This is a genomic window from Sphingomonas guangdongensis, assembly GCF_900199185.1.
Classification (GTDB): Bacteria; Pseudomonadota; Alphaproteobacteria; order Sphingomonadales; family Sphingomonadaceae; genus Sphingomonas; species Sphingomonas guangdongensis.
In genome coordinates, this window is record NZ_OBMI01000001.1 from 822,406 (window position 1) to 835,673 (window position 13,268).

Here is a 13,268-nt window from a genome sequence, read left to right on the forward strand (position 1 = left end):
TTGCGCTTTCTGGACCAAGGTGGGGAGATGGGGCGGATGATCCGTGCCCACGACTGGTCTGGTTCGGCGCTCGGGCCCGTGGAGGGCTGGCCGGCGGCACTGCGCACGGCGCTCGGAATCTGCCTCGCCTCCAGCCTGCCGACGTCCATCTACTGGGGACCCGACTGGCGGCTGGTCTACAACGACGCGTGGGCACCGATCCCCGGCGAGCGCCATCCGTGGAGCCTCGGTCGCACCGCCAAGGAGGTCTGGTACGACATCTGGGACTTCCTGGAGCCGCAGCTTCAGCGGGTGATGACCACTGGCGAGGGGATCGTGAGCTACGACCAGCTCATCACCTTTGAGCGTGGCGGGGCGCCGGTCGAAACCTGGTGGAACTACAGCCTGACCGCGATCCGGGATGAGAGCGGCGAGATCGTCGGGATCTTCAACCAGGGGAACGAGACCACGCGCCTGGTGCTCGCCGAGCGCGCGCAGAAGGCCGAAACCGAACGCCTTCGCGACCTGTTCGAGCAGGCGCCGGGGGCGATTGCACTGCTGCGCGGGCCCGAGTTCGTGTTTGAATTCGCCAACGCCAGATACCGCGCCCTGGTCGGCAATCGCGAGTTGATCGGCCGCCCCGCCGCGCAGGCGCTGCCCGAGGTGGCGGATGCGGGCTTCGTGGAGCTGCTACACCGCGTGCGGCGGTCCGGCGAAACCTACCGCGCCGATGCCGCGCCGATGCCGCTGGCACGGGCTGATGGCGCGATCGAGACCCGGCTGCTCGACTTCGTCTACCAGCCGATCACGGACGCCGGCGGCGCGGTCGCCGACATCTTCTTGGTGGCGAACGACGTGACCGACCGGGCAATCGCTCAGCGCAAGCTCCAGCAAAGCGAGGAGCGGCTGCAACTCGCGCTCGACGCGTCGGCGGGGGTGGGGACCTGGGACTGGGACGTACAGGCCAATCGGGTGACCGCGGACGATCGCTTTGCCCGATTGTACGGCGTTGACGTTCAGGTCGCGCTGGACGGCGCTCCCATCGACCAGTTCTTTGCGGCGATCCACCCGGACGATGTCGGCCGGGTGCAGGGCGCGATCGAGCGGACGCTGGCGACGGGGGAAGCGTTCGCCGAGGAATACCGGCTGATCGACAGCGACCGCGCCGTTCGGTGGGTCGCCGCGCAGGGACGGGCGCACTTCGACGCCGCCGGCCGCGCGGTGCGCTTCCCGGGCGTCAGCTTCGACGTGACCAAGCGGAGGATGGCGGAGGAGGCGGCCCGGACCGCGGCGGTTGACCTTCAGCTCGCGACCGAGACCCAGGCCTTCGTGTTTCGACTGGCCGAGCGGCTGCGCGGGCTCGACACGCCGGCCGCGATCCTCGGTGTCAGCACCGCCGCGCTCGGCCGGCGGCTCGCCTGCGACCGGGTCGGCTTCTACCGCCTTAGCGCTGACGAGCAGGTCCGCTTCATCAGCTGCTGGCACAACGAACAGCTGCCCGAGCTCGCCGGCACCATCCCGCTCGACCGGCTCGATCCCGCATTGGTCGAGCGGTTTCGTATGGGCGAGACCAACGTCATCGACGATTACGCACAGATGGGCAGCGGCTTTCGTCAGAGCCCGTTGTCGGCCGGCGCGGGGCTCGGCGTCCCCTTGAGGCGCGGTGGACAGTGGGCGGCGGTCCTGTTCGCGAACCACGCGCATGCGCGGCACTGGGCGGCGGACGAGGTGTCGCTGGTCGAGGCGGTGGCCGAGATCACCTGGGACGCGGTCGAGCGCGCGCAGGCCGCGGTTGCGCTGCGCGAGAGCGAGGCCAAGTTCCGGGCGATCGCCAACTCCATCGAACAGATGGTGTGGTCGACAACCCCGGACGGCCTGCACGACTATTTCAACGAGCGCTGGTACGAGTTCACCGGCGTCCCCGCGGGCTCGACGGATGGCGAGGGCTGGAACGGCGTCTTCCATCCCGACGACCAGGACCGCGCCTGGGCGATGTGGCGGCACAGCCTGGCAACTGGCGACCATTATCGCATCGAGTACCGCCTTCGCCACCGGAGCGGCGCCTATCGGTGGGTGCTCGGCAGCGCGCAGCCGGTCCGCGACGACGACGGCCGGATCACCCGCTGGTTCGGGACCTGCACCGACATCCAGGAGATCGTGGAGGCGCGCGAGGTGCTGGCGCGCAGCCGCGCCGACCTGGAGGCGGCCGTGATCGAGCGGACCGAGCAGCTGATGAGTGCGGAGGCGCAGCTGCGCCAGTCGCAGAAGATGGAGGCGCTCGGCCAGTTGACCGGCGGCATCGCGCACGACTTCAACAACATGCTGGCGGTGGTGATCGGCGCGCTCGACCTCATGGAGCGGCGGCTGACGCAGGGGCGGACCGACGTCACCCGCTACGTGGAGGCGGCACGCGACGGCGCGACCCGCGCGGCGGCGCTGACCCAGCGGCTGCTCAGCTTCTCGCGACAGACCCCGCTCGACGCGCGTCCGATCGACCTCAACGCCATGGTCGCCGGCATGACCGAGCTCTTGTCCCGGACGCTCGGCGAGAATGTCGCGATCGATGTGAACCTGGCGCCCGCGCCGTGGCTGGCGCGCGTGGACGCGAGCCAGCTGGAGAACGCGATCATCAATCTGGCGGTCAACGCCCGCGACGCGATGCCGCGCGGCGGCCGGCTGTGGATCACCACCGCGACCTGCACGCTGTCGCAAGCCGATGCAGATGCCCGCGCGATCCCGTCGGGCGATTATGTCAGCATCGCGGTGACCGACAGCGGATCGGGCATGAGCCCGGAGGTCGCCGCCAAGGCGTTCGACCCGTTTTTCACCACCAAGTCGGTCGGCCGGGGCACCGGCCTCGGGCTGTCGCAGGTGTTCGGGTTCGTCCGGCAGTCGGGCGGCCATGTCTCGATCGATACCGGGCCAGACCAGGGCACCACCGTGCTGATCCTGCTGCCCCGCGACCTGAGCGACGCGGCGCCCACGCCGGCCCGCGCGCCGGTGGCGACACTGCCGCGTGGTTCCGCCGACGAGATCATCCTGGTCGTGGAAGATGAGGAGCGGGTCCGCACCTTCTCCGTCGAGGCGCTCCGCGAGCTCGGCTACACCGTCGTTCACGCCGCCGACGGGCCGGCCGCGCTGCGCCTGATCGACGGGGGACAGGGCGCCGCGCTGCTGTTCACGGACGTCGTCATGCCGGAGATGACCGGCCGCGAACTTGCCGACCGCGCGGTTCGCCAGCTTCCCGACCTGCGCGTGCTCTACACCAGCGGCTACACCCGCGACGTGCTGGCACCGCTGCCCGGCGATGCGCTGCTCGCCAAGCCGTTCGACGTGGCGACGCTCGCGACCCGAATCCGCGCCGCGCTCGACGGCCCGGCGGCGAGCGGCTAGGGCCTCCCCGACTTTTCCAACCATCTAAAGGATCAGGGGTGGCCAACGTCGCGGTGATCGGCGCCCAGTGGGGCGACGAGGGCAAGGGCAAGATCGTCGACTGGCTGGCCGAGCGCGCCGACCTGGTGGTGCGCTTTCAGGGCGGGCACAACGCCGGGCACACGCTGGTCGTGGGCGACAAGACCTACAAGCTCTCGCTGCTGCCGTCCGGCATCGTCCGCGGCACGCCCAGCGTGATCGGCAACGGCGTGGTGCTCGATCCCTGGCACCTGCGCGACGAGACCGCGCGGCTGGCCGAACAGGGCGTCACGATCTCGCCGGACGTGTTGACGGTCGCCGACACCTGCCCGCTGATCCTCCCCTTCCACCGCGACCTGGACGCGCTGCGCGAGGACGCGAGCGGCGCGGGCAAGATCGGCACGACGCGGCGCGGCATCGGCCCGGCGTATGAGGACAAGGTCGGCCGCCGCGCGCTCCGGGTCTGCGACCTCGCGCATCTCGACACGCTCGCGCCCCAGCTCGATCGCCTGCTCGCCCACCACGACGCGCTGCGCGCCGGCTTCGGGCAGCCGCCGATCGACCGCGCGGAACTCATCGCCGAGCTCGAGGCGATCTCCGCCTTCGTGCTCCCCTTCGCCAAGCCGGCGTGGAAGCTGCTTGCCGAGGCGAAGGCGCGCGGGCGGCGGATGCTGTTCGAGGGCGCGCAGGGCGTGCTGCTCGACATCGATCACGGCACCTACCCGTTCGTCACCTCCTCCAATACGGTGGCGGGAACCGCCGCGGCGGGATCCGGGCTCGGCCCGGGCGCGGTCGGTTTCGTGCTGGGGATCGCCAAGGCCTATACAACGCGGGTCGGCTCCGGCCCATTCCCGACCGAGCTGGAGGACGAGACGGGCGAGCGGCTGGGCACGCGCGGTCACGAGTTCGGGACGGTAACGGGGCGCAAGCGCCGCTGCGGTTGGTTCGATTCGGTGCTGGTCCGCCAATCCGTGGCGGTATCGGGTGTGACCGGCCTGGCGCTCACCAAGCTAGACGTGCTCGACGGCTTCGACATCGTGCGGATCTGCACCGGCTACCGGCTGGATGGTGAAGCGCTCGACCATTTCCCGGCGCATGCCGCGGATCAGGCGCGGGTCGAGCCCGTCTGGGAGGAGATGCCCGGCTGGTCGGAGTCGACGGCCGGAGCGCGAAGCTGGGCCGAGCTGCCGGCGCAGGCGATCAAGTATATCCGGCGTGTCGAGGAACTGGTTCAATGCCCGGTTGCGCTGGTCTCGACCAGCCCGGAGCGGGACGACACGATCCTGGTCCGCGATCCCTTCGCCGACTGAGCCGCCGCGCCGATTGGTCCGGCGCGACGGCGTCAGCGTTACTCGGTCGGTGGATCCTGCGTGTTGGTGGTCGTGTCCGGCGTCGGCGCGGGGGTCGGCGTCGTGTCGGGCGCAGGCGGGGCGCTGTCCACGATCGGCCCAGTCGTGTTGTCGACGGTGGTGTTGTTGGTCACGACCTGCGGCGCGGTTGCCGATACGTTGGCGATCGCGGCCGTCGAGCCGCACAGGATCAGGACACTGGCCAGAGTAGACTTGCGCATGGCGTTTCTCCAAGTGATCTGTCACTCACGCCATCAACGATAGTCGCACATCAATGTTGCGCAGCCGGCCAGCTGAATGACACGGACTATCGGCTAATTTCAGCAACATGAATCATTGCTGCTCAACTCGCCGTCGTTCCGGCTCATCCCACCTGTGCGCGGTGCAACAGCTTCTGGTCGGCAAGCACCAGCGCCATCATCGCTTCCACAACAGGGACGCCGCGGATGCCGACGCATGGATCGTGACGCCCCTTGGTCGCAATCTCGGCAGCCTGCCCGTCGCGGTCGATCGTCGGAACCGGCGTCAGGATCGAGCTGGTCGGTTTGAACGCGACCCGAAGGCGGATCGGCTGACCCGTCGCGATGCCACCGGCGATCCCGCCGGCATGGTTGCTGAGGAACGCCGGTCCGTCGGCACCCGGGCGCATCGCATCCGCATTCTCCTCGCCGCGGAGGGCCGCGGCGGCGAAGCCATCGCCGATCTCCACCCCCTTGACCGCATTGATCGACATGGCGGCGGCGGCGAGCTCGCTGTCGAGCTTGGCGTAGAGCGGGGCACCCCAGCCGGCCGGCACCCCGGTCGCCTCGCAGACGACCACTGCGCCCAGCGACGATCCGTCCTTGCGCGCAGCGTCGACCAGCGTCTCCCACCGAAGCGCGGCGTCCGCGTCGGGGCAGAAGAAGGGGTTACGCGCAATCTGATCGTGGTCGATCTTCGCCGGATCGATCGCATCGCCGCCGATCGCCTCCACCCAGGCGCGGATTGTGACCTCCGGCAGCACCGTGCGCGCGACCGCCCCCGCCGCAACGCGGCTGGCGGTCTCCCTGGCCGACGATCGCCCGCCGCCGCGATAGTCGCGAAAGCCGTACTTCGCGTCATAGGCATAGTCGGCGTGGCCGGGACGATAGGCCTGCGCGACGTTGCTGTAGTCCTTGGAGCGCTGGTCGACGTTCTCGATCAAGAGGCTGATCGGGGTGCCGGTGGTCCGCCCCTCGAACACGCCGGAGAGGATGCGGACCTGATCCGGCTCCTGCCGCTGGGTCGTGAAGCGCGACTGCCCCGGCCGCCGTGCGTCGAGCCACGGCTGGATGTCGGCCTCGCTCAGCGGCAGCCCCGGCGGGCAGCCATCGACCACCACCCCGATCGCGGGCCCGTGGCTCTCGCCCCAGGTCGTGAAACGGAAGACCCGGCCAAAGCTGTTCCAGCTCATGCCGCACGCTCCAGTCGCGCAAAGGCAGGTGCGTAGTCGGCCCGGCCCCGCACCCCGCACGCGATCGCCCCGTCCTGCAGCGCGACCGCCAGCAAATGCTCGCCCGCGTAGGGCGAGGCAAAGCCGCTCGCCAGGTCGGCGGCAAAGCCGTGGGGCGCGTAGAGGCCGGCGTCGCCGAGCACGAAGCACAGGAGCGCACCGGCGGCCGCCACGTCACGCAGCCCGGTCCGAACGAGTGCCGCGGCGATGCCTTCCCCACGGTGATCCGCGGCGACGGCGAGCGGGCCGAGCGCAACGGCCGGTACCTGGCGGTCGTTCACCGTCACTTCCATGCGGCTGAAGGCGATCACGCCGACGAGGCCGCCGGTCGCCTCATCGTCTGCCACCAGGGTCAGCACCATGTCGCCATCGATGCACAGGTCGCGCACCAGCATGGCTTCGGCGGCGCTGGGAAAGGTCGCGTGGAGCAGCGCGTCGATCACCGCGACGTCGCCGCCGGTCGCCGGGCGAACCGCGACGCTCACGCCAGCGCGATGTCCGGCGCGTCCTCCGCCTTCATGCCGATGACGTTGTAGCCGGCGTCGACGTGGTGGATTTCTCCCGTCACCCCCGACGCGAGATCGCTCAGCAGGTAGAGCCCGGCGCCGCCGACGTCCTCGATCGTGACGTTGCGGCGGAGCGGCGAGTTGAGCTCGTTCCACTTGAGGATATAGCGGAAGTCACCGATGCCCGACGCCGCCAGCGTCTTGATCGGCCCGGCCGAGATCGCGTTTACCCGGATGTTCTCCGGACCCAAGTCCATCGCCAGATACTTGACCGAGGTGTCGAGCGCCGACTTGGCGACGCCCATGACGTTGTAGTGCGGCACCACCTTCTCCGACCCGTAGTAGGTCAGCGTCAGAAGGCTTCCGCCGCCCTTCCCTGTCTCTGGATCGTACGGTGTCATCATCGCCCGCGCGCGCTGCGCGACGGCGGTGAAGGAATAGACGCTGATGTTCATGGTCATCAGAAAATTGTCGAGGCTGGTGTCGTAGTAGCGGCCGCGCAGCTCGTTCTTGTCGGAGAAGCCGATCGCGTGGACGACGAAGTCGATCGTCTCCCAGCGCGCTTTGAGGGTCGCGAACGCCTGGTCGAGCGCGGCCATGTCGGCGACGTCGCACTCAATGAGGAAGTCCTGCCCCAACTGCTCCGCGAGCGGGCGGACGCGTCGCTCCAGCGCCTCGCCCTGGTAGCTGAAGGCGAGCTCGGCGCCATGCTCCGCCAGCTGCTTGGCGATCCCCCAGGCAAGCGAACGGTCGTTCGCCAGGCCCATGATCAGCCCGCGCTTGCCCTGCATCAGTCCGGTCACGCCACTCAGCCCTTCGTCGTCGCCTCTGCCGGCGTGGCTTCTAGCGTCGGTTGCACCGGTTCCGCCAGTGCCGCGTTCAGGTGCGCGCCGAAGACGAGGCCGAGCCCGATAAGGTAGAAGAACAGCAGCATGACGACCACGCCCGCGAGGCTGCCGTAGGTCAGGTCATAGCCGCCAAGGTTGGAGAGCACGAGCGGCAGCCCCGCCGTCATCGATACCCACCACAGCGTCGTGAACAGCGCGCCCGGCCACTTGCGGCTGTGGGAGTGGCGGTACTTGGACGGGGTGACCGAGTAGAACAGCATGTAGAGCGCGCCGAACATGAACGCGGCCGGGATCAGCCGCGCGATGCCGAGCCACCCGGCGACACCCTCAGCCCAGGGCAGCAGGCGATAGATGAACTGCTCCGCCGCGGTCAGCACGCCCTGCACCAGGAACGAGAACAGCGCGATGATCACCGATCCGACGATCGCGAGGCTAAGGTGGATGCGCGACTTCAGCAGCGACGCGCTCGCCTTGGTGCCGTAGGCGCGGCGGAAGATGTCGCGGATCGTCTCTACGAAGCTGCCCACGGTCCACAGCCCGACGATCCCGCCGAGCCACAGAAGCGACCCGGTCCGTGCCGTCAGCACGTCGGCGAGCGGCTTGCGGAGCAGGTCCGCGACATCGCCCGGAAGCACCGAGAGGAAGGAAGCGACGGCGCGAACCGTTTCGTCATTCTCGCCGAGCACGGACAGCACCCACGCCGCCGTGATGAAGAACGGGAACAGGGTCATGAGCGCGAGGTAGGCGAGGTTGCCGGCGTGGATGAAGCCGTCGTTGTAGACGCCGAGCGCGGCGCGCTTCACCACTTCCCAGAACTTGCTGCCGGGGCCCAGCTTCTCCCACTCCTTCTGGAAGCGCCGGTGATGCCGCGCGCGGTCTTCGGGAGTGAGCGCGGTATCGGTCACCCGCCTCAGACGCCCAGACGCGCGCGCGGGTTCCCGTCGGCGGGTGTCCAGTCCTCCACGAAGCGCGCCAGCGCCGCGTCGTCGTCCGGCAGATCGATCAGCAGCGTGACCAGCTGGTCGCCGCGTCCACCGCCCTTGCGGTGGAAGCCGCGCTCCTTGAGCCGCAGCACTTTCCCTGAGGAGGCGACCTTCGGCACCGTCAGCATCACCGTGCCCTCGACGGTCGGCACCGGCACTCGCGCCCCGAGCACCGCCTCCTTGAGCGTCACCGGCAGGTCGAGCCGGACATCGTCGCCGTCGCGCGTGAAGAAGCGGTGCGGCGCGACCTCGATCGAGATGATCGCGTCGCCGGGGCCGCCCGGCCCCTCCTCGCCCTTCCCCGACAGGCGCATCTGCGTCCCCGTTTCAACGCCGGCGGGGAGCTTCAGGTCGAGCGTCTTGCCGTCACGCAGCGTCACCCGCTGCGGCGCGAGGGCGGCCGCGTCCTCGAACGATATCTGCAGCCGATAGGGCACGTTTGCGCCCTTCGCCGCCGGGCGGCGCCCGAAGCCGCTGCTGAAGCCACCGCCGCCTCGCTGCGCACCCGCGCCGCCGAAGATGCTCTCGAAGATGTCGGAGAAGTCGGTCTCGCCCGCCTGCTCGAAGGGCGTGCCGCCCGGCCCGCGCGGTCCGCCACCGCGCGGGCCCGCGCCATAGCCGAACGGCATCGCGGGGTTGCCGTCGCCGTCGATCTCGCCGCGGTCAAAACGGGCGCGCTTGTCCTTGTCGCTCAGCAGGTCATAGGCCTGGGTTACCTGGCCAAAGCGCTCGGCGGCCTTCGGATTGTCCTTGTTGCGGTCCGGGTGCAGCTGCTTGGCGAGCTTGCGATACGCAGACTTGATCTCGTCCGCGCTGGCGCCGCGTTGCACGCCGAGGGTGGTGTAAGGATCAGCCATCGTGTCCCTGTGGTCGTTCGTCCGCGACTATGTGGGTCAGGTCGGCGCGGAGCGCAAATGGCGACACCGGGTCAGATCTTGTTGTCGCCGCGCAGCAGCCGGTCGAAATAGGCGATGGTGCGCTCCAGCCCTTCGCGCAGCTGGACCTTAGGCTCCCAGTCGAGGTGCTGCTTGGCCAGCGAGATGTCGGGGCGACGCTGGCGCGGATCGTCGGCGGGCAGCGGCAGCTGGACCAGCCTGGACGACGAACCGGTGAGCTCCACCACCATCTCGGCGAGCTGACGGATCGTGAACTCGCCCGGGTTGCCGATGTTGACCGGACCCATCGTCGCGTCCTGGTTCATCAGCCGCAGGAAACCCTCAACCAGATCGTCGACGTAGCAGAAGGAGCGCGTCTGCGATCCGTCGCCGTACATCGAGATGTTGTTGCCCTTCAGCGCCTGGATGATGAAGTTCGACACGACCCGCCCGTCGTTCGGATGCATGCGGGGGCCGTAGGTGTTGAAGATGCGGACCACCCGGATCTCGACACCGTGCTGGCGATGATAGTCGAAGAACAGCGTTTCCGCCGCGCGCTTGCCCTCGTCGTAGCAGGAGCGCAGGCCCAGCGGATTGACGTGGCCCCAGTAGCTTTCCGGCTGCGGGTGGACGAGCGGGTCGCCGTAAACCTCGCTGGTCGAGGCCTGGAAGATCTTGGCCTTCACTCGCTTGGCGAGCCCGAGCATGTTGATCGAGCCGTGGACGCAGGTCTTGAGCGTCTGCACCGGATCGAACTGGTAGTGCACCGGCGAGGCGGGGCAGGCGAGATTGTAGATCTCGTCCACTTCGACCAGCAGCGGCGAGGTGATGTCGTGGCGCATCGTCTCGAACCGCGGATTGTCGAGCAGGTGCTCGACGTTGGAGCGGCGGCCCGTGTAGTAATTGTCGACGCACAGCACCTCGTGCCCCTGGTCGAGCAGCCGCTCGCACAGGTGCGAGCCGAGAAAACCCGCTCCGCCGGTGACGAGCACGCGCTTGCGGATGAGATGGTCGGCGTGCGGCGTCTCGACAGGCTGGTTCTGCAACGGGTGCTCCGATCGCGGGAGAAAAGGCGTGAGCCGCACCGCATAGGGGCTTTTTGCGGCGCGCTGCAACGCTCAAGCATCCGCCCGCTCCGTTGCTGCCAGCCGCGGGTCGGTCGGCGGCAGCGCCGGACCGGTCAGGCCGGGTTCAGTCCGGCGCGCCCGACTGCATCGAAATAGCCGTTCAGGCCGGCGCGCGCCGCATCGGTCAGCGCGACATAGGCGCGTCGCCGATCGTGCTGGTCGGCGTGCCGCTCGAAAAGGCCGGCGTCCATCATTGTGCCGATCCAGCGCAGCGCGGTGGTGCCGGGCACAGCGGCGGCGATGCACAGGCTGGAGACCGACACCCGGCGATGCTCGAGCTCCGCGGCATAGAGGTCGAGCAGCATGTCCCAGGCCGGATCGGCGAACAGGTCGGGTGGGAAGTGCGCGTCGCGCAGCCGGCGGGCGCGGATGACGCTGCGGACCTCCGCTGCGGTCGGCACGCGCGCGCCGCCATCCACCTCTCCGGCGTCATCGGGGCGCTTCTCGCCGAACATGCTGGCCGCGCCGCGCGCCTCCGGATCGCTCAGCCGGGCGAGCGTCTGCGCGAAGCGTGCGACCTCCGCATCGAGCTGGCGCAGCCGCTGCTCCTCGTCACGGCTGACGTCGTGCCAGGCGCGGCGCTGGCGCGGGAGGGCGATCGCGGTGGCGATATCGATGGGCGCGGGATCGAGCAGAATGGCCTGCGCCACCCCGCCCAGCCGCGCCCACAGCAGGTCGATCTCCCGCTCGCCGCCATGCGCGATCAGCCGCGCCAAGCGCTCGCGCGCTAGCAGGCCGATAGAGTCGATCGTGCGGTCGAGCAGCTCGACATCGGCACCTTCGGCCGCGACAATGACCCCGTCGAGTGCCGCTTGCGCACCGAGCCGGTCGACGGCTTCGCTGAGCGGAGTAACGCCCCCGATCCGTGCGCCGCTCGCCTCCACCGCGCGCCGCGAGGCCCGTGCGGCAGAACCATCGACGTCCGCGGCCACCAGCAAGAACAACTCGCCGGGCTTCTGATAGCTCTGGTCCGGATCGATCAGCACCAATGTCTCCCCCGCGGCGGCCTGCCGAAACATGCTATGCTACGAGTCCCAAGGCGACTTGATCCGCTTTCGTTCCGGACCGGATCGATCGATTTCACTCCAGAACGGAGTAACTTACCTCAATCAAGCGCCTTGACGATCTCTTCGACCATCTTCTTGGCGTCCGCCAGCAGCATCATCGTGTTGTCGCGGTAGAACACGTCGTTGTCGACGCCGGCGTAGCCGACGCCGCCCATCGATCGCTTGACGAACAGCACCGTTTTCGCCCGTTCGACGTCGAGCACCGGCATGCCGTAGATCGGCGACGACTTGTCGGTCTTGGCGGCCGGGTTGGTCACGTCGTTCGCGCCGATGACGAAGGTGACATCGGTCTGCGCGAACTCGGCGTTGATGTCCTCCAGCTCGAACACCTCGTCATAGGGGACGTTGGCCTCGGCGAGCAGCACGTTCATGTGCCCCGGCATGCGGCCGGCGACCGGGTGGATCGCGTATTTGACGCGCACCCCCGCCTCCTTCAGCTTGTCCGCCATCTCGCGCAGCACGTGCTGCGCCTGCGCGACCGCCATGCCGTAGCCGGGGACGATCACGACCTGCGCGGCCTCCCTCATCAGGAACGCCGCATCCTCCGCCGATCCGCGTTTCCACGCCCGGTCGGTCGCCGCGGCAGCGCCGCCCCCTTCGACTGCGCCGAAGCCGCCGGCGATCACGCTGATGAAGCTGCGGTTCATCGCGCGGCACATGATGTAGGACAGGATAGCGCCCGACGATCCGACCAGTGCGCCGGTGATGATCATCGCCGAATTGTGGAGCGTGAACCCCATCGCCGCCGCCGCCCAGCCCGAGTAGCTGTTCAGCATCGAGACGACGACCGGCATGTCGGCGCCGCCGATCGGGATGATCAGCAGGAAGCCGATCAGGAAGGAGAGCGCGACCACCAGCCAGAAGTCGACCGCGTGCTGCCCGCTCCAGAAACCGAACGCGAAGAACACGATGGCGAGAGCCACCGCGGCGTTGAGGAGGTGGCGCTGCGGCAGCAGGATCGGCTTGCCCGACATCGATCCGTTGAGCTTCAGAAACGCGATCACCGATCCGGAGAAGGTCAGCGCGCCGATCGCTACCCCCAGGATCATCTCGATCCGGCTGACCCGGTTGATGACCGCGAACGGCTGGCCGATCATCGGCGTCACGATGTCGGCGATCCCGAACGCGACCGGGTTGAGGAACGCGGCGATCGCGACCAGCACCGCCGCCAGCCCGACGAGGCTGTGGAAGGCGGCGACGAGCTGCGGCATTGCCGTCATCGCGATGCGGCGCGCGGTGACCAGGCCGATCACCGCGCCGATCGCGATTGCGGCCAGGATCTCGAGCAGGGTTACCGTGTCGAGCCGCGCCAGCACCGGTCCGGTCGACGCGATCACCCCGTCCGGGCCCGTCAGCACCAGCCCCAACGCCTGCTGCGGCACGTGCGTCACCAGCGTCGTCACGACCGCTATGGCCATGCCGGCCATGCCGAAGCGATTGCCGCGCTGGCTGGTCCGCGGGCTCGACAGGCCGCGCAGCGCCAAGATGAAGCACACGCCCGCGACCAGATAGGCGAATGACACCCAGGGGCTGACGGCGTTCGCGTGTTCCATCTTCTTACTGACCCCCTCCGTCACCCCAGCGCAGGCTGGGGGCTCATGCGGCTCCTGTCCCGCCCAAGAACCGGGAGACCCCAGCGTGCGCTGGGGTGA

At 68.9% G+C, this 13,268-nt stretch carries 11 protein-coding genes; 2 read left to right on the top strand and 9 right to left on the bottom strand.

The window, feature by feature from the left end; genetic code table 11:
* Nucleotides 1–36: 36 nt before the first annotated feature.
* Both CRO12_RS03855 and CRO12_RS03860 read left to right on the top strand, forming a co-directional pair.
* Nucleotides 37–3,372, top strand: a complete 3,336-nt coding sequence (locus CRO12_RS03855) for a PAS domain-containing protein (protein ID WP_245858180.1) — start codon at nt 37–39, stop codon at nt 3,370–3,372.
* A gap of 38 nt (nt 3,373–3,410) precedes the next feature.
* Nucleotides 3,411–4,700 (top strand): adenylosuccinate synthase, encoded by a 1,290-nt coding sequence (locus tag CRO12_RS03860; RefSeq protein ID WP_097062655.1) that lies wholly within the window; start codon nt 3,411–3,413, stop codon nt 4,698–4,700.
* 38 nt (nt 4,701–4,738) lie between these two features.
* Here CRO12_RS03860 and CRO12_RS03865 read toward each other — a convergent pair whose 3' ends face one another.
* The 9 genes from CRO12_RS03865 to CRO12_RS03905 form a co-directional block, all read right to left on the bottom strand.
* The gene (locus CRO12_RS03865) at nt 4,739–4,960 is read right to left on the bottom strand and encodes a hypothetical protein (protein ID WP_097062656.1); all 222 of its coding nucleotides are present in this window, start codon (nt 4,958–4,960) and stop codon (nt 4,739–4,741) included.
* Between the two features lie 143 nt (nt 4,961–5,103).
* The gene (gene aroC / locus CRO12_RS03870; RefSeq protein WP_097062657.1) at nt 5,104–6,171 is read right to left on the bottom strand and encodes a chorismate synthase; all 1,068 of its coding nucleotides are present in this window, start codon (nt 6,169–6,171) and stop codon (nt 5,104–5,106) included.
* Nucleotides 6,168–6,695 carry a GNAT family N-acetyltransferase gene (locus CRO12_RS03875; protein ID WP_097062658.1) on the bottom strand — a complete coding sequence of 176 codons (528 nt, stop codon included), beginning with the start codon at nt 6,693–6,695 and terminating at the stop codon, nt 6,168–6,170. Before CRO12_RS03875 ends, aroC begins: the two co-directional genes overlap by 4 nt.
* Nucleotides 6,692–7,519, bottom strand: coding sequence for an enoyl-ACP reductase FabI (gene fabI / locus CRO12_RS03880; protein ID WP_097062659.1), 828 nt, complete (start codon nt 7,517–7,519; stop codon nt 6,692–6,694). Before fabI ends, CRO12_RS03875 begins: the two co-directional genes overlap by 4 nt.
* A gap of 5 nt (nt 7,520–7,524) precedes the next feature.
* Nucleotides 7,525–8,469 (bottom strand): YihY/virulence factor BrkB family protein, encoded by a 945-nt coding sequence (locus CRO12_RS03885; protein WP_179640860.1) that lies wholly within the window; start codon nt 8,467–8,469, stop codon nt 7,525–7,527.
* 5 nt (nt 8,470–8,474) lie between these two features.
* The gene (locus tag CRO12_RS03890) at nt 8,475–9,404 is read right to left on the bottom strand and encodes a DnaJ C-terminal domain-containing protein (protein ID WP_097062661.1); all 930 of its coding nucleotides are present in this window, start codon (nt 9,402–9,404) and stop codon (nt 8,475–8,477) included.
* A 71-nt stretch (nt 9,405–9,475) separates the two neighbouring features.
* Nucleotides 9,476–10,468 carry a UDP-glucuronic acid decarboxylase family protein gene (locus CRO12_RS03895; RefSeq protein WP_245858183.1) on the bottom strand — a complete coding sequence of 331 codons (993 nt, stop codon included), beginning with the start codon at nt 10,466–10,468 and terminating at the stop codon, nt 9,476–9,478.
* A gap of 134 nt (nt 10,469–10,602) precedes the next feature.
* Complete coding sequence (locus CRO12_RS03900; RefSeq protein WP_179640861.1) at nt 10,603–11,535, bottom strand: MarR family winged helix-turn-helix transcriptional regulator; 933 nt, start codon at nt 11,533–11,535, stop codon at nt 10,603–10,605.
* A 119-nt stretch (nt 11,536–11,654) separates the two neighbouring features.
* Nucleotides 11,655–13,169 carry an NAD(P)(+) transhydrogenase (Re/Si-specific) subunit beta gene (locus CRO12_RS03905; protein WP_097062663.1) on the bottom strand — a complete coding sequence of 505 codons (1,515 nt, stop codon included), beginning with the start codon at nt 13,167–13,169 and terminating at the stop codon, nt 11,655–11,657.
* Nucleotides 13,170–13,268: the final 99 nt, after the last annotated feature.

Excerpts from the sequence above, each read along its gene's own strand:
- CRO12_RS03890 (WP_097062661.1), bottom strand. The coding sequence starts at position 9,404 with ATGGCTGATCCTTACACCACCCTCGGCGTGCAACGCGGCGCCAGCGCG.
- CRO12_RS03905 (WP_097062663.1), bottom strand. The coding sequence starts at position 13,169 with ATGGAACACGCGAACGCCGTCAGCCCCTGGGTGTCATTCGCCTATCTG.
- CRO12_RS03855 (WP_245858180.1), top strand. The coding sequence starts at position 37 with ATGATCCGTGCCCACGACTGGTCTGGTTCGGCGCTCGGGCCCGTGGAG.
- CRO12_RS03865 (WP_097062656.1), bottom strand. The coding sequence starts at position 4,960 with ATGCGCAAGTCTACTCTGGCCAGTGTCCTGATCCTGTGCGGCTCGACG.
- aroC (WP_097062657.1), bottom strand. The coding sequence starts at position 6,171 with ATGAGCTGGAACAGCTTTGGCCGGGTCTTCCGTTTCACGACCTGGGGC.